The sequence below is a fragment of the Hymenobacter yonginensis genome, from assembly GCF_027625995.1.
Lineage (GTDB): Bacteria > Bacteroidota > Bacteroidia > Cytophagales > Hymenobacteraceae > Hymenobacter > Hymenobacter yonginensis.
The window spans coordinates 68,680-90,858 of record NZ_CP115397.1 but is presented as its reverse complement, the minus strand read 5'-3'; the positions used below and the strand labels follow the sequence as shown (position 1 = coordinate 90,858).

Sequence of the window (22,179 nt, the reverse complement as noted above, 5' to 3'; positions counted from 1 at the left end):
AGTACGTATTATGGAAACGAGTACGCTCAGCGCCGGTCCGTCGGAAGCAACCACCTTTACGACTGCTACCCTCATCGGCCAGGTGGCGACCCTCTACCTGTCCCAACGCATTCAGGGCAGTGAAGGAGAAACGGGCACCGCGCGTTTTATTCTGGATCAGCTAAAGGGGGAGCAGATGGCCGCCATTGCCCGGGCCATTTTGGACCACGGGCCGCTGGTGGACCTGGTGGAAATCCAGCTTCCACAGGCGCAATTGCTGCCTTACATATCCGAATACAACTTACCCGAGCACATTCTCACCACGCAGCGGGCCACCTATCTCCGCAATGCGGATTGTGAGCGGCCCGCGCTGCTACTGGCCAATACCGGGGATGACGAAGCGCAGTCCCTAAATCTGATTGAGCCCATCGGCTCAGCCGTCCTGTTGGCGCAAGCGGAACTGTGGGTACAAGTAGCGGCCACCGGCCTGGAGCTGGCCGACGAGCAAATCGACGTGTGGGGCCGGGTGCTACGGGCTCTCATGGAGCTCAGCATTCGTTCCCTACCTCACGTGGCCGAGTACGTACTGCGCACACGACGCGAAGTGGAAGAGGGGGCTCCGTTGCTCGCGGCCCTGGGCGCGGCTTTGCCCGCGCTGGCCATGCCGCGCGACACCAGCATGTTTATCGGGCTGCCCGAAAAATTCCACCGGCACGTTTCCCGGTGGAAGCTCTTCTTTCTGGACGCGCACAAGAAACGTGCTCCCTATCTCCGGAAACAGACCCCGGCCCAGACCCTGCTCACCTCGGCGAACCTACGCGCCGCCTTTGCAAAAGTCCGCGAAGGCATGCCCGAGGCGCATTACCCCGTGATTGAGGCTTTCATCGCGGCCGATAGCCAGTGGAATGAAGCGGCTAAGGCGTTGGCTGAAATTGAATGGGAGCAGGTAAGGCCCCTCTTTGATGGCCTGCGCCGCGAGAAACTCAACTTAGGCAAGCTCACGCAGAATTTCTTCGACGACAAAGACGACGACCTGCTCTCCAACGACGAGCGGGAGTACCTGAAAGGGCTCGCGGAGCGCAATCCTTCCACGGCCACCGACGAAGACCGGCTTTTTTACGACCTGCACCGGCATCAAATTGGTGAAAGCCGGCATTTGAAAGCCGGGTGGGACAAGTTCGCCTTCGGAAGGCCCCACGAAAACGAGGATTTCCTAACGGGGCTGGCGCTGTGCTTGGAGCGTCTTACTGTGGAAGACTACAGCACCAACCGCCGGTTGAAAATTCGGCTGGATGCCAAAAGCAAGGGCGATCTTAAGAAGCTGAATACCGAGGCCGGCCTATACTTTGCTACCCGCTACAACGGCCTGCGGGAGCTGCTGGGCAGCCAAGTGGAATGGGAAGTTGGCGAGCTGCTGAACTTCCCAGCCCTGCTGGAGGAATGGCGCAAATCCCCCAAGTATTCACGCAACCGCTCGGAGGCGAAAGCGGCCTTGCAACTCAAGTTTACGCTGGAGCTGCAAATGGACTCGGTGACCCAAGGTCAGGCCAGCGGTTCCACGGCATCCGCCACGCAACTAATCTGGACTTTCAATCCCATCAAAGTCACGCGGGAGTTTGCCGCGGACTGGGGGCGTCTGCGGGAGCACCCCCTGGTCCTATGCACCGCGTGGCGAGAAGCCGTTAGCGCCAAAGGCCGCTTTCAATCGGTCAACATCAACGACGTGCGTACCCTGGTGCCCGCCTTTGGGCAAAACCGGGGGTCCTTCGTGGGCACTTACAAAGCCGCCAACAACCTTGCCACCCGTTGGGAAACCAACCTGAAGCTGGCCCTGGCTGAAGAGCTGGTATCATCAGCGGTCGAAAAAGAGCTTAAAGAGCTGTGGCGCAGCTTTAAAACGGCTTACACGGGAGCCATTGAAGGGTTCATCCAGCAAGGGCTGGCAGCCGAAGCCCTGCGCGAACAAGCAGAACGGTACGCCGAATTGCTGCTGGCAGTGTGTGAGAAAGCCGTCGGCGACCGTAACCGCACACTGCTGCTGCAACCCCTGCTGCGCATCGGTTCGGTTTCCGTATTGGGCGATGCCCCCACCGAAATCATCACGCCCTGGCACCCCTTGCGGATGGTTTCCCTATACGTGAAAGCCCGCCGGGTACGGGACCTACTCAAAGCCTATCTGACGGAAGAAGAAGTTCGGTTTGGCGATGCCGGGCGGTTATTCTTCAAAGATCTGCGCGAGGAACTGGCCCATCCGTTTTACCCGGAGGTAGTGCTGGGGCGGTACGATAGCAAGCCCGAGTTATTGGCCCTGAGCGATACCTGCGGCGACTACACCCTGCACGAATCGCCCGTGGCCACGGATACCGAGACCAGTGACAACCCTACCGAGTCGTCGAAGCGGGTAGCCGAGCTGGTAGCTCGCTACCTGGCCCTGCAACCGCACGAGAGCGCCAACTTATCGGTGGTGCTCTATGATTGCGATTCCGCGCGCTTACCTCAGGCAGTGGTGGATCGGATCGGCGCCATGCACGAGGAAGAGGAAGACGTGCGGTGTCAAATCGTATTGCGTCACCACGACCCCAAGAAGCTGCATCCCCTCTACGAGCGCATTGTGGAGGCCTCCGACTCCGACCCGGACGCGTACAGCACCAGCGAAGCCACCCGGGACTTCATGGCGCGCCTGCGCATTGGCATCTCAGCCGACCAAGCGCCCGCCCCAAACGAGCACGAGGGGCCGCCCAACGACATCGTATTCCTGCAGGACGTCATTGCTCGCCACGCCACGGTCGACTGGTACAAGGAAAATGCGCACGTAGTCCCCCTAATGGAGCTAGTGCCCGCGCACTGGTCGCGTCGCCGACCGGCCCCCACCGGGGACATGAAGTCCGTGGTGTACTTATGCTGCCCGGCGCAAACCCGGGAAGGCTGGGCCTATCTAACGGCTATCACTACGTTCGTGAAAGGCAACTGGGATCAGGATGCCACTCGGCGTTTGCTGCCCGCGCGCCAACTGGATTTCCAGGACCAGAAGATGAGCCACATCTTCGAGGAAACGCATAACCTGGGGCATTGGGTCGTTAATTACGATGAGTTGCTGGACCGCCGCCAGTTGGTCGACCGCAAGGTGCGCGTTATCCGCTATAAGCAGTCGTCTACCCAGGGACGCAGCCTGATCGTGTCATCGACGGCCTCCCTAGGGTTGTTACAATCCATGGTGCAACGACGCATCGCCAGCCTGGATTTAGGCCTGGATAAGCCGGCCCAACAGAGCTTGACTGAGCGCTTCATTGCCGAAGCCAACAAGATTTCCGGTGACATCGTGCTGCGGGCCGCCCGCCGCGGACGCAGCGCCAGCGAACTGATGGGCGTGGTACTCAGCTGCTTTTTGATCCGGCAGGAAATGCATACCTACTTGGGCGGCGAAAAAGGCCACTTCGGCTGGTACTTCCTCGACGACTACGCCGAATGGTTGGGTCAGCGCGAAGAGCAGCTCGCCGACATCCTGATGCTAAGCCCCAGCCGGGGTGAAAATGGGGAGCTGCGCTTGACCATTATCGTCGGTGAAGCCAAGTTTATCGACCGTGGCGGCCTGATTGCCGGGGCGCGCACTTCACGCAACCAGCTACGGGACACCCTCAAACGCATCAATGAGGCATTGTTTGGTGCCCCGGAGCGGTTGGACCGAGCATTATGGCTGGCCCGCTTATCCGATCTGATACTGGACGGGGTGCAGTTTCCGGCCGGCGCAGGCATCAACCTTGCGGACTGGCGCTTGGCTATTCGCCAAGGTAAGTGCCACATCAGCGTCCGGGGGTATTCGCACGTCTTCATCTCTGGCCCGGAGAATGAGCCGAGCGATGCTGACTTCAGCCAGATTACCGAAGCGGAAAACGCCTACCAGGAAATCTTCTCACTTGACCAAGTGCGAGAGCTGGTCCATTGTTACCGCACGGAACAGGATCCCATGCCCGTGCGCGCGGCCAACGGGGATGCCAGCATTTGGGCCAGCCAAACGTTTGTGCAGCCCGCAGCCGGTGCTACCTCCGTAACGGTTACTGCAGCCGCGGGTGGTAGTGAAGCATCGTTACCGGGGAACGGCCCGTCCTCCCCTCCTCAAGCTCCTGTTCCGCCCGCCGTGCCACCGACGGTTGTCAGTACACCCACTGATGTAGTTGTTTTACCGACTATGAATCCGCGCTGGGCTTACCCAGCTATTGAACAGCTGCTCCCCCAATCTGACCAAGTGCAGCCCGAAGCCCTGGCTGACTTGGAATGGCTGAACGCAACCGCACTGCGCACGAAAGCCGCCTTGCAGGGTTTTAACCTGCATGCGAAGCTGCAGCAAAGCAAACTCACGCCGAATGCCGCGCTACTTACTTTCCAGGGCAACGCCAATCTTACGGTTGACCAAGTGGTAAAGCGGCAGGTAGAGTTCAAAACAACCTACGGCTTGAGCGTCGTATCCGTACGCCCGGAGTCCGGGGCCATTTCGCTTGCCATTGAGCGGCCCCAGCGTCAAGTGGTTCGACTGGAAGATATTTGGAGTCGGTGGCACCCGGGCTCTACTCATGGCAACCAAACGCTTGCCATTGCCATTCGCGAAGACAACGGTGAAATTCTAACCCTTTCGCCTCAGCGCAACGCCCCGCACACGCTAATTGCCGGTACCACTGGCAGCGGCAAATCCGTGCTGGTGCAGAACATCATCCTGTGTATTGCGGCCACCAACACGCCCGAGCAAGCGCAGATGATCATCATCGACCCAAAGCTGGGGGTGGACTATTTTGCCTTGGAGCCACTACCTCACATCAAGGGAGGCAGCATCATCGTTGAGCAGGAACAAGCGTTGGAAGAGCTGCTGGCGCTGGTTGACGAAATGGAAGCCCGCTACAAACTGTTCCGGGAGGCTCGCGCAGCGAACATCACCGCCTATAACAAAAAGGTAGAAGAAGGAAAGCGCTTGCCAGTCATCTGGCTCATTCACGATGAGTTCGCCGACTGGATGCAGGTGGATGAATACAAGCAGCAAGTAACCAGCGTAGTATCTCGCCTGGGCGTAAAAGCGCGGGCGGCAGGCATCTATCTGGTCTTTGCCGCGCAACGTCCCGATGCGAATGTAATGCCCATGCAATTACGCACAAACCTGGGGAACCGGCTTATTCTAAAAGTTGACTCCGAGGGGACTTCCGAAATTGCTTTAAGTCAAAAAGGTGCTGAACGCCTCTTGGGTAAGGGGCATTTGTTGGCCAAACTGGAAGGAGAATCCGATTTGATATTTGGCCAAGTACCGTTCATTGAAGAGCAAGTAATTGACCAGATTGTCACTATAACAAATAATATTGAATGATTTGAACTGGCAATTACTTATGAGATATAGTCTGCTTTTCGTCAATTTTGATCAAAATCGCACACTAAGCTGCTCACAAGTATAACATGTTTTTTACCAAAAAAAATATAAAAACAATAATACACATATATGTCAAGCCACATAGATTTTGAAAAAATTGCAAATGATTTATTTTCTTCTCAACTACCATCATTTAATTCTTTCCACAATAAAAAATATTTAGGCAAAAAATCGGGCCATACACATCAAATTGATTTTTCATTTGAAGGACAAATAGCAGGCACCAACTTTCTATTACTTGGAGAGTGCAAGGAATATACTTCGGCTGTATCTCTTGATAGGGTCATGGCATTCGCATATAGAATTGGGGATATAGGAGCTAATAAGGGGATTATGGTTTCTTCAAATAATTTTCAAAAAGGGTCTTTTAAGATAGCAAGCTGTGAAGGTATATCATTAGTCGTATGCAGGAATAAATCGTTAGATGTAGTATTGGCAAGGAGCGGTAATAGCGAGGAAAGCGTACACACTTTTTTTGATGGAATGTTTTTCGATGAAAATATAATCGAGTATGGTTTTTTGATTTCTGATGATAAGTGCATTATTCAAACTGCAGATAGTGTAGTCAACAACTTACTTTTACTATGAATAAGACTGAAGCCCTCGAAGTCATAAGACTTAGCTCAAAAAGACGAGGTGTATTTCATCCATTTAGTTATGCCATTGGCCTGGATGGCGAATTCGATGAATTTGAAGACGCTTTACAGCGGTATCCAATAGCCCAACCTTATACCCATGAGTCTATTGAGATGTTAGGAAAGTCAATGTCTTTTATACATGAATACGCGCACTTAATGCAATACCTATCAACATCATTCGGTTTACGATGTATTCGCAGTACTATAATTACTTTAAATCGACTTTCTAAAAGCAAACGCACATCAATCCCTGTCATAAATAACAATTTTGCATCAGAGACATCTAATTACGAAGATTTAAGTCGTTATCTCTTCTACCTAGAATGTATTGACCAGTTGTCAATACATAAAAAAACAACGCATAGTATTACTCATAATGAGCTTCCAATCTTATGGCTGGAGCTGTGGAATCCATTTCACAATACAGTTATTTCAGAAGATAATATAAATAGAATATCACTTTATTTAAATAATAATATTACCTCAAAATATTTACCACACTTACTATATTACGAAAAAGGAAGGGTCGTAGATGTAATCGTAACGGCAGCGATACTAATGGAGGCTTTTGCTGTGCTAGCAGAAGCAAACAATATCGGAAACGCTTTTAATCAAGAAGTTGATCTTTTATTTATCTTAGGTATTGTACCTGAAGAAGCCGAATACACGAGCCTTATAGCATATGCCGCTAAAATAGGAATGCTAAAATTTAATTCTATAATACCCTTAATGATCTGCATAGATATAGCATTAATGTATGATCCTTTTATACTTTTTAATATCAATACACTAGTGAATAATAACACAGATGGCATAGCAGATGAATATCCTGGAATGATTTTCTTTAATGCTTGCAATGAAGCCCTAGATTGTAGCTTTGAATCTTTCAATGATGTTAAACAGTTCTACAGCAACATCTGTGATAAAATGAAAATCCCGCCACCTGAGCAAATGGCTTTTATGGCACATGAACGTGCAGAAAATATATACAAGACCACATCAGATGAAACTCTTATGGGGTATGCATTTAGAATGCATGTTGCTCTTTTGAAAGCAAGACGTGATGATCCCTATCATTTCTTTAGCAAAATAATAAGAAGTGATTCTATTTGGGATCTCCTTGACTTAATATATAAAGACGCAACTTTTTATTCTATAGCTGACAAAAAGCCGTTGGGAGAATTCTTCTTTAAGCTCGATACATTAACCGCCCATGCGATCATAAAACAGCTTCTACTAAATAAGCGCCTTGACTGCCCTTTAAAATATGGAATCCCGCTTAGGTGCCCTAATGCAGGGCAAAAATGGTCTACGGTATGCAGTTGGAAACACAACAATAAAGAATATGACTGCTTTGTCTTAGTAGTAGAAAATATACTTGGAATAATATACAAATGATCAACTATTAGCATTACAATTTTTGCAACAATCCTTTAGCTCACTTCATATATATAAATCTTTGTGATACATTTTATAATCAGTCATCTTGCGGAGTTTTTCTTCTTTCTTAGTACCGATAAGTAAGTATTATCGGTACTAAGTTGAGTCCAGGATTGACTATTAAAGCCCTCTTATCAATCACGTGCTATTTCACCAGCCACAAGCCAGGATGCTGACCCTACACATCTTGCCAGGGTGCATTGCTCCATGGTGGTAGTTAGCGTGCCTGACCTGCTAACAAAAACCCCACACTGCCTTCCGAACACATCGTTACACCGTGCACTACCTTTCATCAAGTCGGAATGCATTATTGACTGTAACCAAGGCCAGTGTTTTTAAACAACCTCCCAGTCTTGTTTAGCAATAGCCACGGGATAGCGCAGTAGATTTACGCCGCATTTGCGGATACCCGCGGGAGCGTAACGTGGATGAGTTGCTACTCATCCTCCATCTTTGAGCTAACTCAACATTAGTCAGTTTAGCAAATCCCCTATGTCAGTCCCTCATGTAAGAGGGATGGGCATGCATGTCTGACAACCTTTATCCTGGACCAGCCCCCGGCTGCCGTCCGCCTACCTGTTTCACTACCCGCTTACATGCGTTCTATTATCCTGGGAGTGGCGCTGCTCCTGAGCACTCCCGTGCCACCGGCTCTGGTTCAGGCCACCGGCACTACCCTCACCAAGACAACCACCGTCTACCTCTGCGATGGTAACCGCAGCAAGGTATTCCATCTGAACAGCGACTGCACCGGGCTCAACAACTGCTCCACTTCGTTAACCGAAACCACAGCTGCCGCCGCGCGCAAGCTGGGCCGTCGGGCCTGCCGCCTGGCAAGCTGCGACAGCGTCCATGCTACCGCCGAGCAGCCCCCCTTACTGGGCTATGCCATAGGGGGCATGCTGGTGTTGCTGGTTGGGTTTCTGGGCTACCGGCGGCACGCGGCCGCGAGTACGCGTAACGAGCTCACCACCCAGCTGCGGATGTGGCTGGTGGAAATGGAGCCCGCGGCCCAAGCGTTCAAAGTCCACACGGCCCCTACAGCCGGCTATTTCAGCAACTATCAGCTCACCACCTGGCAGACCCGGTACTACCACCTGTACACCACGATCAGTCAGGCCGGGTACCAGCGCAGCAACCTGACCGCGCTGGAGAAAGCTGCCGTCCACGACTTCCTTAGCTACCACCAGCAGGGCAACGACCTGCGACTGGCCCACAACGCCGCCTTCATCCCCCAGGAAATGGTGAAGTACGACCACCTCTTCAGCCAGGTGGAGGGCCGCAGCCTCGACGTGCAGCAGCGCACGGCCATCGTCAGCGACGAGGATAACTCCCTGGTCGTGGCCGGCGCGGGCTCCGGCAAAACCACCACAATCATCGGCAAGGTCCAGTACGTAATGGACCGGTACGGCACCAGCCCGGACAACATCCTGCTCATCTCCTTCACCAATAAGTCAGCCGCCACCCTTTCCGCCCGTATCAGCATCGAGGGGCTGCAGCCGCGCACCTTCCACAAGTTCGGCAAAGACATCATCGGCGCCGTGCAGGGTAAGCAGCCTTCCCTCTACGACGAAAGCCAGTTCGGCCGGTTTATCCTGGCGGCCTTCCAGCAGCTCATGCTCGATCCGGCCTACGCCGAGAAAGTCACCACGTATTTCGTCCACCACCTCAAGCCGGCCAAGCCCGCCGCCGAGTTTCAGAACCAGGGCGAGTACATCCAGTTCCTCAAGGACAACAACTTCCGCTCGTACAAGCGCCTGGAAGGCAGCCGCCAGGGCAAGAAGACCTACCGGCAGGAAATCGTGAAAAGCGTGGAGGAGTGCCGCATTGCCAACTTCCTGCTTTTCCACGGCGTGGAGTACCAGTATGAGTACCCCTACGAGTACGATACTGCCTCTCCGGACCACGCCCAGTGGAAGCCCGATTTCACCATCACCCAGGGCGACGTCCGGGTGTATCTCGAGCATTTCGGCGTTGACCGGGACGGCAACGTGCCGGCCTTCTTCGCCAAGCCCGGCCAGTCACTGGAGGAAGCCCGCGCCATCTATTGGCGCAAAATCGAATGGGCCCGGCAAACCAGCCGGCAGTACGGCACGGCGCTGGTAGAAACCTTCAGCTACGAGATGCAAGAGGACTCACTCTTCGATAATCTGACTGCCAATCTGACCCGACACGGCATCGTGCTGCGCCCCAAAACGCCCGCCGAAATCTGGGCCATCATCTCCCAAGCCGCCACCTACGAGGTGACCAGCTTCCAGACGCTGCTGCAAACCTTCATCACCCTGATGAAGTCCAACAACGACTCCCTAGAGGACGTGCGCCGGAAAAACGAGGGCACCCCGGCGCGGGTCCAGCAGCGCAACCTGCTGTTTCTGGACCTGGTAGCGCCCCTGTACACCCGCTACCAGCAGGAGCTGGCCACCCGCCGGGAGATTGACTTCAGCGACCTGATCAGCCTGGCCACCTCCCACGTCCGCTCGGGCGCCTACCAGCACCGCTTCGATTACATCATCATCGACGAGTTCCAGGACCTTTCACAGAGCCGCTACCAGCTGATCCGCGCCCTCAAAGACCAGAATCCGCACTGCCGGCTTTTCTGCGTGGGCGACGACTGGCAGTCCATTTACCGCTTTGCTGGCAGCGACCTTTCCCTGTTCAAAGACTTCAGCCGCTATTTCGGGTTCACGCTCCAGTCCAAGATTGAACGGACCTACCGCTTCCACGAGCCCCTCATCACGGAATCGTCGCAGTTCATCATGCGCAACCCCAGCCAGGTGTCCAAGGCCCTAAAAAGCGGCAGCGCCGGCAAGCAGACCACCTACCGCATCGTCTACGGCCAGTCAGAGGAGCAGAACGACACCGCTGTGCTCCAGCAGGTGCTCAACGAGCTCATTGCCACCACGCCGGATATCGCCCGCAAGGAAATCCTCGTGCTGGGTCGCTACTCCTTCGACCTGCGGCGCCTCCGCAACGCCGGCGGCCCCTTCCACATCGACGCCGACGACACCATCCACTACGCCTACCACGACGGCCAGGGCCAGCCCGTTACCCTGCGCATCCCCTTCCTCACCGTCCACAAGTCCAAGGGCCTGGAAGCGGATATCGTCCTGGTGCTCAACTGCAACGCCGGCCGGTTCGGCTTCCCCTCGGAAATGTCCGACGACCCGGTGCTGAGCCTGCTGCTGAGCGAAGCCGATCAGTTTGAAAACAGCGAGGAGCGCCGGCTATTCTACGTGGCCCTCACCCGGGCCAAAGAGCACGTTGTGCTCATCACCGACCCGGCCGCCAAGTCCAAGTTCATCCTGGAGCTGGAAGGCAAAAGCACCCAGCTAAGCTCCAAAAAATGTCCGGTGTGCATTACAGCCGGTATGGTGAAACGCAGTGGCACGACCAACGGCAAGCAGTGGGCCTTCTACGGCTGCACCAATTATACCTTCGGCTGCGATTACCGGGAGTGGATCCGCTCCCACGACCCTGTCCAACACGCGTAAGTGGCAACACTGCCGCAATAGCTTGCTTGAGCAGGAACTGGCTGCTTCAACTTGAAGTAAGGGAGCCGGTAACTGAGCCGGCGTGACCAGGCCGCGTAATGTGGGAGTCAGGCTACGGAACCAACCGCGTGAACGGTTGCGGGACTAAGCTGCAGATCATGGAAGATGATCCGGTCGTTATAATTCAGCTAAACATTATTTCCTCCAACTAAATAGATATTTTGCTATAAATCATCTCTATACAACTCACGCTCAACCTGTTGCGGCAAAGGCTGCCTGTTTTCTCCTTTCCTTACCCATCATGCCACTTTGCGCCACTTTGCCCGGTGCCAGTCCAAAAAATCCGGATCAGGCAGAAACCGCCGCCGCGCCGGCAGCCGTAACGGCTGCCCATGGTACTGCCCCAGCAGCCCGCCGGCCGCCTGGGCATCGGGCCGGTTACCCGCCCGCACCGCCGGCGCCACCTCAATCACGTAATCCTCGGGCCGAATCGTGAACAGCCCCAGCTCAAAAGCCCGGTCGTGCAGGGCATTCAAGGCCAGACCGTTTCGCGGATTTAGCCGGTTGGCCTCGTCCACTGCCCAAGGCCGGATGTGGCCCGCCACCAGCAGCGCCGGCTGCCGCAGCCCCGTTACGCAGCACGTATTATCATAGGCCGCCAGCACCGTGCGCCGGAAAAACTGCTGATTCACCCGCACCTGCACCAGCTGCTCCCGCACCCGGCCCACCGGTACCGGCGGCAGCGGCTCGTACTCCGCCGCCACTTCTTCCAGCGTCAGGTGCTGCGCTTCGGCCAGCCGCTGCTCGCTTTCCAGCGCCCGCCCACCCCAGTCGGCGTAGAACTCTGCCCACACCTGCCGGTCCAAGTGGCTGGCGTTGCTCATGCCCGCCCGATCCAGGCTCGGGTCCAGGCTGGCGAAGTTCACCAGCTTCAAGGCCACTGAACTGGGCGTGCGCCCCAGCAGTCCCGCCAGTTGAATAATAGCGGGATTATCTTTGTGCAGCTGTCCGAAAGGCAGCTTGCAGTACAGGTTGATTGCCAGCAGCAGCTCATCCCGCGTCCATAGGCGTTGCCCTTGTTTCATAGCTGCGAAGCTACACGCTTCCCGTTACCTACCAGCCCCATTACCGCCTTAAAAGTATGCTCGGCACAGCGCGGCGGCTTACGCACCCGTGGCACCACCCCGGCCATGGTCAACGATAGTAGCCTACTTCCCTGTCCTCAGCCGGCGGCGCTGCCAGACGCGCACCAGTGCCAGCGAAACCAGCAGCCCCGGAATCAGAAGTAGCAGAATCCAGGTATTGGCTTCAGGATAGCTCGTATCGGTGAGATTGGCCAGGTTCACCATGAAATCGACGCAGTACCAGTAGGCCTGCCGGCCTAGGCCCAGCAGCAGCTGGGTAAAGCCGGCGCTACTCATGAACTGAAAGGGTTTTCAGGCGGCGGATGGCGCGGGCGTCGCGCAGCACGACATAGGTCAGGCGTAGCAGCAGCAGCGGAATGCCCACTAGGAACACGAGCAGGTTGGCCAGCACGTAAGCGGCCCCGCTCCCACCGGCTGCCAGCGCCCGGATAATTAGTTCGTAGAGCGGGCGCAGCCGATAGTAGGCCGGGCTGTTGGCCGGCGTGGCGTGCGGGCAGGCATGGTCGTGGCAGTAGCGGGTACAGCGGGTTACCACTCGGGCGGCCGTGGGCGGGTGCGGGGCAGCAGAGTTGACGGAGACGCCCACCAGCAGCGGCAGAAACGCCAGCAGGAAGGTGAGCAGAAGCGGGCGGAAGGCGGGCAGCATCGGACGGACAGAGTAGTTCAGGAAAAAGATGCCTTCAGTCCTCGGGCAAGTGCGGTTCCCCGTCGATCAGGCACTCGAACCCGCTCAGGTCGTCGACCCGGCGCGCCGTCGCCTGCCGGTGGGCCTGGATCCGCGAGGCGGCCACCACGTGTACGGCCTGCGGAACCAAGTCTGCGTCAGTACGCCGTAGGAACGCTGGCTCGGCGGGTGAGGCGGGCGGGCGGTAGCGCGCCGTCCGCCACTCCACCCGGTACAGCGCGTAGCCGGACGGCGGCTCGGCCAGCCCGACCGTGGACAGCATATCAGGCGCCCCGCAATGCGTGCAGGTCATGAGGCGCACGCCCAACCCACTGTAGCGCGTGTCCACATTGTTCACCTCGAACAGGCGGAAGTCACCGCAGTCGCCGCACAGCCATTCGATAAGGGGCTGCCCGGCGGGCTGCAGAATCCATTGGGCCACGAGGGAAGTCATAACGATACGGGAACAGAACTGATAACGGAGTTCAATATCGGCAACGGCAGGCACAACGCTGGCCAAAACCTGTGTCATTGCCTCCGCCATTTCTAGCAGTTATCCTATCCAGATCCGGTCAGCTTGCTATTTCCCGCAATGAACACCCCTACCTTCCCGTTCCGGTGACCATAGCGCTGGTTGCTGCCAGCGGCCCTGCTAGGGCTGCTGCTGACCTGCTACATCGAGGTCTATCCCGCATGGTGTTACTGCCTCCAGCACTTCGCGACCGTTCCGCCGGGCCTTGGTCGGCTGGCCGCGGCCAGGGCCATGACCAAGGGCCACCTATTCTTCAACCCGCGGCACGCAGTGCTGGTGGATAGGCGCCGCGCCGCGCCGCGCCGCCCAGGAGCCCCAGCTGGCGGTATACGACCTGCGCACGAGCCGGTGCCTGCCGCGCACCCGCGTGATGCACAGGCAGGGCAGCAGCGGCTTCCCCGCCCGCACCTTCTCCAACCGGAAGGCAGCCAGCGCATGGCCCTAGGCCGCTTCGTCATCCCTGCACGCCTACACCGGTGATTTCGGGCGCGCCTACCGGCTGACGGGCCTGGACGCCACCAATGACAATGCCCTCTCCCGCAGCATCACGCTATACCACCACCCAGACACTGCCCGTGGCCGTTGAGCGACCTGCTGGGGCGCAGGTCGTCGAACACGCTCCGCGAGATCCTGCGTGACCGTCGTCAGGCCCTGAAAACCGAAGCCCGCCAACTGCGCCAGGACTGGCAAGAATCCGAGTCGCTGCGGGCTAAAGAGAAACAGTCTAACTCTGGCTAGCACTTAGCCAGCGACTCCTAAAGCCTTGAGCGCTCATCGGCTTCGCCTTCAGCAAGCCATGCTAATTCAACAACGGTAGACGCTTAACGGCCCGCAATAGCATGGGGGAACCAACTTTCCCCCACAACCCTAGTGCTACTTGGCCGGACCGGTTATCATGAAGACAATCAGGACCTGAATTACCAGAAGCACGTGCCCCCGTTGGCAAGCGTTCTGGTTAAGTCGTGCCAGCAACGACTTCGTTAATCGCCGTCAGCCGCGCGACGGCGCGTTCCAGGCTGGTGGCGGTGCCATCCAACTCCACCGACACTAGCAACGGGTACTTAGCGGGTTTGGCGGGGACTTCTCCTTCCCGCCGGCCCCCGGGCTGCACCCGGCCCGACTCCAGCACGGGCCCCGGTGACTGGCTCAGGTCTTGGTTGCGCAGCGCGTCGAGGCTGACGTGAAAGACCTGGCTCAGTTTGGTGAGTGCTTCGAGTTTGGGGGTTGATTTGCCGTTCTCATAGCGGCTAATCGTGTTGTAGTCGGTGGCGAGTTGGTCGGCCAGCTCAGATTGGGAGAGTTCGGCTCGACGCCGTAAAAAGCGCAAGTTTTTAGCAAAATACATAGCCGTGCGTGTAAAGCACACAAAACTAGCCAGCTGAAAATCTGTATTTTACTGCATTATTAGTGAATAATAAGCTATTATAACATACATCATTCGGCTAACATGCTGCATATTGCATTCGCCTCGCGTTGCTCCGTGATTCGCTTGTTTGCCTTGCCATCGCACTGCCAAACCCGGCAAACTCCTTTTCAGCGGGGGCTGCTGGTTTGCTACGCCTGCTACTGTATTGCTTCCTCTCTCCGCCGATCTGCTCCTGCATAGCCCAAGGCATTCATAATCCTCCTTTCCCTACGCCCTTATCCCATGGCCCAGGCTTGACAGCCCGTAAGCCGCCTGCTTAGGGTCAGTGACCTTGCCCCTTTTACCCCCTTCTTAATTCTTGTTTCGTATATGCCCGCTCTTCATTCCTTCCTCACGCCCGCCACCCTGCTGCTGCTTGCTGGCGGGTGGCTACTCGCCGGCTGCTCGTCCCCGAGTTCGACCGCCCCACCCGCTGCCGACGCCGCGCAAACCTCCAATACCCCACCACCCGCGTTTCCATTCGGCGGCAAAGTGGATTCGCTCAACGGCATTGCTGGCCACGCCTTTGGAGAGCCCCTGAGTGCTTTTACCGACCTGCGACTACTGCCCCCCACCCCGGGCGTGCCAGTCGGCCCGACGCAGACCTACACCTACGAGGGGACTAAAGGCTGGTTTGGCAAGCACCGGGCACAGGTACCCAGCCAGCTCTATACCTTTCTCGACGGCAAGTTCTATGCCTTCATGGCCATCGGCGATCCGACCATACTGCGGCCGGAAGCTACTTACCTGCTAGGCCCCGGCCAAGCGCAGGGTGCCTACCAACTCTTCTGGGAGGGGGCCAAAGCCCGGGCCGTGTACGCCGAAAAAGCCGTTGGCTTCGGCCGTGAAGGCCGCCTGGACGTGCTGAGCAAAACAATGGAAGCCGCCCTGGCGGCCAAGCAACAAGCGCAACTTAAAGCCGACAACGCCCAATAGAGCGCTAGTAAATAGCCCCATTCCTCACCCTTCTCCTGAAGTCGTCATGCAACCCACCACTATTACTCACGCGTGCCCCGAAAGCCACACCATCCCCTACCGCTGGGCTACGCCCGGCCAACATGCTCAGGCCGTGCTCTGGGTCGCCGAGCACCTCCACGACCATTTCCCTACCTTGTCCGTGACCGACTTCGCGCAGGCTTTCCACGCGTTTCAGCCCGATTTGTGGGAAGACGGCAACGACCTCTGGCTCGACTACGCTGACTTGGCCCGCCTAACCCAGCGGCTGGCCCACTCGCCGCTCGTGCCGGAACTGGACCCGCCCGTTTACTGCGCCGATGTGCGTTACCTGGCCGGCGTCCTGCACTACTTTCACCTCGTGGCCGTTGAGTTACGGGCCGAAATGCAGGCCGGCGCACCACTGAATACCTTGCATCTGGATTCTTTAATTGACCGCCTGGCAATTGGCAACAGCGTCGTTGAGCGCGTACGGCGGGAAACCCGGTCCCAAGCAGTGGCCCATGACCCGCAGGCAGCAGCTGACTTTGGGGATTGAACCGGCCAATGGGGCTGCTGATCTATTCCCTACTGACCCAGGCAATCACCCGCTCCCGCCGCTTGCGCCCTGCTACGCAGCCCGACCAGGCGGCCACCGTGCGCCTACGCATTTATTAAAACGCAGTCGCTGAACACAGGACGGCCCAAGTCCTGAAAACTCTCGACCCGTCCTGAATCAGCGACGTGGACATGCCTATTCATGGGCCGGACGCGGCGGTTCAGCCTGAGCGGAAATGACCACCGGACGAGCGCGACTTCCAGCCGCTGCCCGTGCTGCGTTTCCCAACCAGTGAAGCGCCAGCCAACTAGTAGCTACTTCACCCGATTGCTGCTCAACCTCACGCCACTATTTGGGGCGAGCAAGTATGCTGCTGCTATCGGGAATACTCCATACCCGCGTCCCGTGCAGCTACGACTGGTATCCCTTGAGCGCGGGCCCGTTGCTGCTGCTCGCTCTCTTGCAGGTCGAACCCGGAATTACGCACCTGGATTAGCAGCGTATCGATGTCATCGATTTTTGGCGCCAGGGTATGGTAGCGAAACGTAAAGCTCAGGCGACCCTGCGCATCTGTCTGCACCGGACCCAGTCCCACCCCCCGCTTGCTCATAGCCTGCCGTACTCGGTCAACCCGGCCGGCCGAGCGTTGGTCCACTGTATGTAGTTCCAGACGTGCCTCATTGAATTGTCCTGCCCGGTTATCCCAGTAGAGCTGGGGCTCAGCGCGGCCGTATGCTTTTCCGGGACTTGGGTGCCACGCGTGGGGAGCCTCCAGTATCCACGCGTTGCGCGAAGCCTGCACGGCGTCAAGCTTTGCCATAACCAAAGTCAGATCTATTTCCGGCTGGAGCGGGTTGAAGGCCCAGTTCAGTTGGGCAGGCTTGTGAGCCGTTGCCGGCTCGATAAACCCGACAGTCAGCCCCACCTCCAGCAGGTGCTCGCGCACCTTCGCCAGTCGATCCGGCGCTTTTTGCAGATCTGTATTGCCCATCTGTACTACCCCATACTGAACTGACGCTTGACTAGCTGGGGTCAGCAGTGATGAGGGAAGGGGGACTTCCTCAGCCGAGAAGGACTCCCCGCTGGCCCGGTGCTGCACGCAGATGGGCGCGTCGTCGGTGGCCGGGAGCAGCGCCAACCCTTGCCGGTCCAGCAGGGTGGAGAAGCCCTCACCAGTGGACAACGCCTCGTGCGTCGCGGCCGCCACCTGCTGCTGCACTTGCTTCTGGAGTTGCAGCCAGTCGTAGTACAGTACTGCCAGTCGTTCGTCCTCGGCATCCGCCAGTTGCTGGGCTTCCCAGCGGGCTAATTTCTCTTCAAAGCTCGATGTAGAATGTACATGAGCAGCCGGGGCGGCCTCGAATTCGGTGGGTGGGGCGGCAGCAGGTGACGACAGCCCATGTTCATCTGCTCGTGCCGGATCGTTTGCTTTACCTGCGTTCTCAGCCGTAGGAATCTGTTCCCGCAGCAGTCCAGCGTCTGGCACGAGGGCATCCGTTGTGGTTGGCGCAGCCGATTCCGAAGCCTCAGTTGGTGCCAGTCCCCGCGCCTCGGCGGGGGTCGGACTTGCCTGGCTGAATGCGGGCACAGAGACCGGATTTTGCTTCGCTTCCTCTACCGGGCCCATCCCTTTAGGAGCAATTGGTGGCGCGACCGGCACCGATACCTTAGCTCCGGCGCTGGCCGCGCGCGTTTGCTGCTCGGCAGCCGCCCGGTCCTCGCGGTTCATTTCCAATTTCTCTTCAATGGCCTTGCTGCTCCAGGCCCGCCCGATTTCCGAACCGGTGAAAACACGCCCGTTCTTGGAAAAGCTGACACCCACCAAGGTCCCTTTTGCGTCTCGACGCTCGCGTACCTCGACGTCCGCATCACGCTCCTTGAGCCCAGTCCACAACTCCGACAGGGTGGCCGCACCCCGTTCCGCGTAGCCGAGGGCTTGGCGGATTTCGGCTTTTTCCCGATCCGGTCCGCTCACGCGCTCCGGGTGTTGCAATTCAGGTTGACTACTTTTGACGGAAGTGGTTAACCCGAATTGTTTCTCGATGGTAGCGTTCAATTCCTTGGAACGCATCCGTACGTTGCCGTCCTTAATCGTTCTGCCGTCAAAATTCACGCGGCTCGCCAAGAGGTGCAGGTGCTGATTATCCTCGCGGTCATGGTGGCGCACGATGAGCAGTTGCGTCTTGTCCAGCCCCATTCCCTTCGCCCACGCCAAGCCTACTTCCAGCATTTTCGTCGAGTCTAATTTTTCCGCATCCGCCGGATTAAAGCCCAGGCTAGTGTGCCAGACTGGTAGGCCCAGGTCCAGGTTACGAGAACTCCCCCGTTTGAAATCGGCTATCATATTCTCCTGACTAGAGTCGCGGATACCTTGGGTGAAAAGCACTTCGCATTTCTTGTCGGTCGGGGCATCCTGGTAGCCTGTAAACTGGTACTTGACGGCTCCCGCAAAGCTGCTACCCATCTTGGTTTTACTTACCATCGGAAGCGTAATTAGCTGACATCATTAAGCACGATCTGCAACTGGCGAACGAGTCTCCCTATGTCTTCTGCGGCTTTGAGTAGGCCCGCCACCTCCAGCTTTGTCTTTACCTGACGCAAGTCGTTACTCATCTCCGCAACCCGCTGGATTTGGGTTTCCTGTTCGTTGGTGAGCCGCGCTTTTGGCGGCCGGTAACCTTTGGCCCGGACTTCTAGCAAATGGGCAGCGAAAGCGGATGTTTTCATCCCGACAATTGCCGCACCTTGTTGAAGCCAGTCAAACCGAGCTGGCGTCAGGTGAACCGTAACTGGTTTGCGGGGCTCCCCCGCCCAACCCTTTAATCGGCCTCCTCGGTCAGGCTTATCCCCCTTGCCCTCCGCAGTACGCGCTGCTTTGCGCGCTGCTTTGCGGGCTGAGACCGATGAAGATGCGCTGGCCTGCAGTTCGCTATCGTGTTCTTCATTGATGATTTGCATGGGACATTAACGCATTTACTCAGGAATGGAAACGAGATGAATTTGAGCAGTTAGCAGAGTCTGAAAAACGGTTATTTCGCAGGGTTAACACGTCTGGCTAAAAGCTATAATTAGGGCTTCGTTTTAGGAACCCTATGTCGTCCCCAATCTAAGATAACCAGGCTCTACTTCCTACTACTATCACTGCCTTACCCTAGCTCCCTCTGTGCGCTATTTTCAGCCCCCCTACACTACTCTGGAATTCTACCCTACCAAGATTTCCCAACAACTGTCCTTCTCTCAAGCATCAAATCCTCGATACTCTGCCTATCTTATCTCTGTCAGACTACTGGCACTTTATAGAATCGGCCAGCATCATCCGAGTTCCCTAAAGCCCTCATCTGCCAAAGCCCCCCATTGGCCAGCATTACCCGAGTTCCCTAAAGTCCTCATCCGCCAAATCAACGCTGCCCGCTTTCACCCAACGCTCGCCCCCCCCCCCCTGAATCGTGGCGTTAAAAATTTCCGGTAGCTATAAAATCTCAAGCTGCCCATATCGCTACTGAATCTCAAAACCTCCATCTACTTAAAACTTCAATCTGCTTGTTGCGGCCTATCTTCTTTTTCCAGTTCCTATCGAAAGTACCCACCCTGTACCCATCACCGCTCAGCAAAAAAGCAACCCCAGCCAGCTCGCGAAAAATCAGAAAAAGTTGGCTTGTCCGATTCCATTGACGATACCCTGCATTCAAAGAATGCTAACTTAAGTTCAAGCCTACTTGTCAGAATCCATCGCTTCATCCCGTCGCAAAAAGTGACCTATTGCTTCATTCCTCCTCTGCCGAAATTCTCCCTAAGCTTCTTCCACAAGCTGCCCGGATTCTTAAGCATTCCGTCCGCCTTACATCAGCGTCACAGCCCAGAAGCAGCCCATCCAATTCTCCGCTGGGTCTGCAAAAGTCTACATCCCTAAGTAGAGAAACCAGGCTGTGGAGAAAAGAGAAGTATGCTAGCTGGGCTTTCTTTCTCAGTGCCTGGAGCCGGTACCTTCCGAGCAAAAGCTGTCCCTGCCCCGGTCCACAATAGCTGCTCCTCAAACACAAACCTTCCGCAAAAAAAAGAATACGCGAGCAAACCATAATGGAGCCTGCCCCCCGCTTCATTCTCCCTGGCCCGCTCCAATTCTGCCCGCATCCGGCCCAGTATTCAAATCTAAAATGGTTGGTTTTCTAGGGCGGCTGTTTTTACCATTTCTGCGAAAACCCCGAAAAGCCGTCTCTCATTTCCATCGCCTGCCATACCCCTCCAGCCCTACTGAGCCACCACTAAAACCCTGGTCCCTGTTTCGACCAACGCCTCCTCATCCGGTCTTCCAAGTTGTTTACCGTGGGCTTCCGAATCAGCTTCGTGCTTTTTTAGAAGCCCACTCTTTTTCGGTCTGCGGGTGTGTAAATACTTGTTGTTCGGAACAACGTTACTCTGTTTCGGCCAGCTTCCATCAGCGACCTGGGTCCCTTCTTTTACTTCGCCTTCACCCCAACCCGCTCATAGCCCAACCGCCGGCTTCCGAAGACCCGACTGCTGAAAATTCGACCGAAACGCAAAACGACCCGGCCAAAAAGAAAGCCAAAACCTCTACGCAGCAATCATTGAATACCGTGCAATACCGTGCGGTTCGATCCGTCAGTTTTATGTTAGAGGATACCAAGTACGAAACCAGCACCACCGACTTTATCAGAGATGCCATTGCCCGCCACCATGCCTTTTACCAGACTAAGCGCGGCACAGTATTTCCCAACAAGATGCTGGCCGAACTTTCCGAAATGGAGCTGATACCGAGTATGTCCCGTTCCGAGGAATAGCGTCCTGGGCCGAAATCGAGAACACCCAAAACGTGTGTGTCCCGTCCGGCTATGTGCTGTGTCTTGCCCCGGAATAAGTTTAGAAGCTACGCAGTTGGGGTTTTCGTATTTTAAGGTATGAACGCGCCAAACGTTGTCGCCGAGGACTACATCCAGTTTCTAGTGGCTAGCCCAACCACGGTGAGCCGCACAGAAGCCGCCCGTGTGCAGCCGGCAACCGGCAGGCTGGTGGCCCATGATTCGTTTACCCGCCTGCTGCACCGCCTCGAGCCGGACGCGGCCATGCTCTAGCAGGAAGCGCAGGGGCTGATTGCGCCCAAGACCGGTGTGCTGGTGCTTAAGGATGCGACTCTGGACAAGCCCTACGCCCACAAGATGAGGCTGGTCACGCGCCACTGGTCGGGCAAGCACCACGCCCTGGTGCAGGGCATCAACCTGCTCACGGTGCTCTGGAGCGACGGCTAGCACCCAGTGCCACTTGACTACCGTCTCTACGATAAGCCTAACGACCAACTCACGAAAAACCACCATTTTCAGCCTTTGGTGCAGGCCACTCAGCAGCGTGGACTCCAGCCAGGCTGTGTCTTATTCGAGAGTTGGTTCGCGGGTTTATCGAATCTGAAGAAGGTGCGCGCTTGCGGCTGGTGCTGGCACACACGCCTGCACAAGCACCGGCTAGTCAACCCGGACGGGCAGCAACTGTGCCCCCTCAGCACGTGCCTCATTCCTGCCGAGGGAGCCCGCGTCTGTCTCAAAGGCTATGGCTTGATTCGCGTGTTCCGGTTTGCGGCCCCAGACGGCGCCCACTACTGAGCTAGCAGCGAGCCGGAGCCGAGTGAAAGCCGCTGGCGGACCTGGCCTAGGGCATCCAACACTACTATCGGGGGCTGAAGCAAGGCTGTGGCGTGGAAAAAGCCCAAGTGCGCGCCGCCCGCGCTCAACGCAACCACATCAGCTGTGCGCTACGGGCCTTTCTATGGCTGGAAGTGCCGCGCCAACAAACCGGCCGTAGCTGGTATGAGGCCAAAAAATACCGATCCGCAGCCCCATTCCCTTCTATTTAGTCCACCCTACTTACCTGCTCCAAACGGCAGCTACGTTACTCCTAACTTACTGATAAGTTTGACTTAGTATGTAATTAAGAGATTACTCATTAAGTGTACATACATCAGTCAGCCAGCTTGCGG

15 protein-coding genes and 1 pseudogene are annotated in these 22,179 nt (G+C 56.4%); 9 read left to right on the top strand and 7 right to left on the bottom strand.

Features of this window, described 5'->3' with window-relative positions:
* The first annotated feature begins 10 nt into the window (after positions 1-10).
* The 4 genes from O9Z63_RS20435 to O9Z63_RS20420 all read left to right on the top strand — a co-directional run bounded on the left by O9Z63_RS20435 (position 11) and on the right by O9Z63_RS20420 (position 10,955).
* Positions 11-5,326, top strand: a complete 5,316-nt coding sequence (locus O9Z63_RS20435) for an FtsK/SpoIIIE domain-containing protein (RefSeq protein WP_270129557.1) — start codon at positions 11-13, stop codon at positions 5,324-5,326.
* Positions 5,327-5,455: 129 nt separating this feature from the next.
* Positions 5,456-5,974, top strand: coding sequence for a restriction endonuclease (locus O9Z63_RS20430; protein ID WP_270129556.1), 519 nt, complete (start codon positions 5,456-5,458; stop codon positions 5,972-5,974).
* Entirely contained in the window at positions 5,971-7,422 is a 1,452-nt protein-coding gene (locus O9Z63_RS20425) for a hypothetical protein (protein WP_270129554.1), read from the top strand. The genes O9Z63_RS20430 and O9Z63_RS20425 overlap by 4 nt, the downstream gene beginning before the upstream one ends.
* A 638-nt stretch (positions 7,423-8,060) precedes the next feature.
* Complete coding sequence (locus O9Z63_RS20420) at positions 8,061-10,955, top strand: UvrD-helicase domain-containing protein (protein ID WP_270129553.1); 2,895 nt, start codon at positions 8,061-8,063, stop codon at positions 10,953-10,955.
* 299 nt (positions 10,956-11,254) lie between these two features.
* On the opposite strand, the gene O9Z63_RS20415 is transcribed toward O9Z63_RS20420, so the two are convergent.
* The 4 genes from O9Z63_RS20415 to O9Z63_RS20400 all read right to left on the bottom strand — a co-directional run bounded on the left by O9Z63_RS20415 (position 11,255) and on the right by O9Z63_RS20400 (position 13,218).
* Entirely contained in the window at positions 11,255-12,040 is a 786-nt protein-coding gene (locus O9Z63_RS20415) for an HNH endonuclease (protein ID WP_270129552.1), read from the bottom strand.
* A gap of 123 nt (positions 12,041-12,163) precedes the next feature.
* The gene (locus O9Z63_RS20410; RefSeq protein ID WP_270129551.1) at positions 12,164-12,376 is read right to left on the bottom strand and encodes a hypothetical protein; all 213 of its coding nucleotides are present in this window, start codon (positions 12,374-12,376) and stop codon (positions 12,164-12,166) included.
* Positions 12,369-12,746 (bottom strand): hypothetical protein, encoded by a 378-nt coding sequence (locus O9Z63_RS20405; RefSeq protein ID WP_270129550.1) that lies wholly within the window; start codon positions 12,744-12,746, stop codon positions 12,369-12,371. The genes O9Z63_RS20410 and O9Z63_RS20405 overlap by 8 nt, the downstream gene beginning before the upstream one ends.
* Before the next feature lie 34 nt (positions 12,747-12,780).
* Entirely contained in the window at positions 12,781-13,218 is a 438-nt protein-coding gene (locus tag O9Z63_RS20400) for a hypothetical protein (protein WP_270129549.1), read from the bottom strand.
* A gap of 660 nt (positions 13,219-13,878) precedes the next feature.
* Between O9Z63_RS20400 and O9Z63_RS20395 the strand changes: the two genes are divergently transcribed.
* Positions 13,879-14,034, top strand: a complete 156-nt coding sequence (locus tag O9Z63_RS20395; RefSeq protein WP_270129548.1) for a hypothetical protein — start codon at positions 13,879-13,881, stop codon at positions 14,032-14,034.
* 217 nt (positions 14,035-14,251) lie between these two features.
* Here O9Z63_RS20395 and O9Z63_RS20390 read toward each other — a convergent pair whose 3' ends face one another.
* On the bottom strand, positions 14,252-14,641 hold the full coding sequence (locus O9Z63_RS20390; protein ID WP_270129546.1) for a helix-turn-helix domain-containing protein: 390 nt from the start codon (positions 14,639-14,641) through the stop codon (positions 14,252-14,254).
* Between the two features lie 390 nt (positions 14,642-15,031).
* On the opposite strand from O9Z63_RS20390, the gene O9Z63_RS20385 reads away from it, so the two are divergent.
* Positions 15,032-15,637, top strand: coding sequence for a hypothetical protein (locus O9Z63_RS20385; protein ID WP_270129544.1), 606 nt, complete (start codon positions 15,032-15,034; stop codon positions 15,635-15,637).
* A gap of 46 nt (positions 15,638-15,683) precedes the next feature.
* A complete protein-coding gene (locus O9Z63_RS20380; RefSeq protein ID WP_270129543.1) occupies positions 15,684-16,193 on the top strand; it encodes a hypothetical protein in 510 nt (169 codons plus the stop codon).
* 376 nt (positions 16,194-16,569) lie between these two features.
* On the opposite strand, the gene O9Z63_RS20375 is transcribed toward O9Z63_RS20380, so the two are convergent.
* Together O9Z63_RS20375 and O9Z63_RS20370 are read right to left on the bottom strand one after the other, a co-directional pair.
* The gene (locus tag O9Z63_RS20375) at positions 16,570-18,675 is read right to left on the bottom strand and encodes a relaxase/mobilization nuclease domain-containing protein (RefSeq protein ID WP_270129541.1); all 2,106 of its coding nucleotides are present in this window, start codon (positions 18,673-18,675) and stop codon (positions 16,570-16,572) included.
* A gap of 11 nt (positions 18,676-18,686) precedes the next feature.
* Positions 18,687-19,151, bottom strand: coding sequence for a hypothetical protein (locus O9Z63_RS20370; protein ID WP_270129540.1), 465 nt, complete (start codon positions 19,149-19,151; stop codon positions 18,687-18,689).
* A 1,670-nt stretch (positions 19,152-20,821) separates the two neighbouring features.
* Between O9Z63_RS20370 and O9Z63_RS20365 the strand changes: the two genes are divergently transcribed.
* Both O9Z63_RS20365 and O9Z63_RS21250 read left to right on the top strand, forming a co-directional pair.
* Positions 20,822-20,992: a hypothetical protein gene (locus O9Z63_RS20365; protein ID WP_270129539.1), complete on the top strand. Its 171-nt coding sequence runs from the start codon at positions 20,822-20,824 to the stop codon at positions 20,990-20,992.
* Between the two features lie 117 nt (positions 20,993-21,109).
* A pseudogene (locus O9Z63_RS21250) lies at positions 21,110-22,109 on the top strand (IS701 family transposase).
* Positions 22,110-22,179 lie beyond the last annotated feature (70 nt).

What these genes read in the sequence shown, in the direction of transcription:
- O9Z63_RS20380 (WP_270129543.1), top strand. Translation starts at nt 15,684, where the DNA reads ATGCAACCCACCACTATTACTCACGCGTGCCCCGAAAGCCACACCATC.
- O9Z63_RS20375 (WP_270129541.1), bottom strand. Translation starts at nt 18,675, where the DNA reads ATGGTAAGTAAAACCAAGATGGGTAGCAGCTTTGCGGGAGCCGTCAAG.
- O9Z63_RS20430 (WP_270129556.1), top strand. Translation starts at nt 5,456, where the DNA reads ATGTCAAGCCACATAGATTTTGAAAAAATTGCAAATGATTTATTTTCT.
- O9Z63_RS20365 (WP_270129539.1), top strand. Translation starts at nt 20,822, where the DNA reads ATGTTAGAGGATACCAAGTACGAAACCAGCACCACCGACTTTATCAGA.
- O9Z63_RS20405 (WP_270129550.1), bottom strand. Translation starts at nt 12,746, where the DNA reads ATGCTGCCCGCCTTCCGCCCGCTTCTGCTCACCTTCCTGCTGGCGTTT.
- O9Z63_RS20435 (WP_270129557.1), top strand. Translation starts at nt 11, where the DNA reads ATGGAAACGAGTACGCTCAGCGCCGGTCCGTCGGAAGCAACCACCTTT.
- O9Z63_RS20420 (WP_270129553.1), top strand. Translation starts at nt 8,061, where the DNA reads ATGCGTTCTATTATCCTGGGAGTGGCGCTGCTCCTGAGCACTCCCGTG.
- O9Z63_RS20415 (WP_270129552.1), bottom strand. Translation starts at nt 12,040, where the DNA reads ATGAAACAAGGGCAACGCCTATGGACGCGGGATGAGCTGCTGCTGGCA.
- O9Z63_RS20400 (WP_270129549.1), bottom strand. Translation starts at nt 13,218, where the DNA reads ATGACTTCCCTCGTGGCCCAATGGATTCTGCAGCCCGCCGGGCAGCCC.
- O9Z63_RS20410 (WP_270129551.1), bottom strand. Translation starts at nt 12,376, where the DNA reads ATGAGTAGCGCCGGCTTTACCCAGCTGCTGCTGGGCCTAGGCCGGCAG.
- O9Z63_RS20370 (WP_270129540.1), bottom strand. Translation starts at nt 19,151, where the DNA reads ATGCAAATCATCAATGAAGAACACGATAGCGAACTGCAGGCCAGCGCA.
- O9Z63_RS20385 (WP_270129544.1), top strand. Translation starts at nt 15,032, where the DNA reads ATGCCCGCTCTTCATTCCTTCCTCACGCCCGCCACCCTGCTGCTGCTT.
- O9Z63_RS20425 (WP_270129554.1), top strand. Translation starts at nt 5,971, where the DNA reads ATGAATAAGACTGAAGCCCTCGAAGTCATAAGACTTAGCTCAAAAAGA.
- O9Z63_RS20390 (WP_270129546.1), bottom strand. Translation starts at nt 14,641, where the DNA reads ATGTATTTTGCTAAAAACTTGCGCTTTTTACGGCGTCGAGCCGAACTC.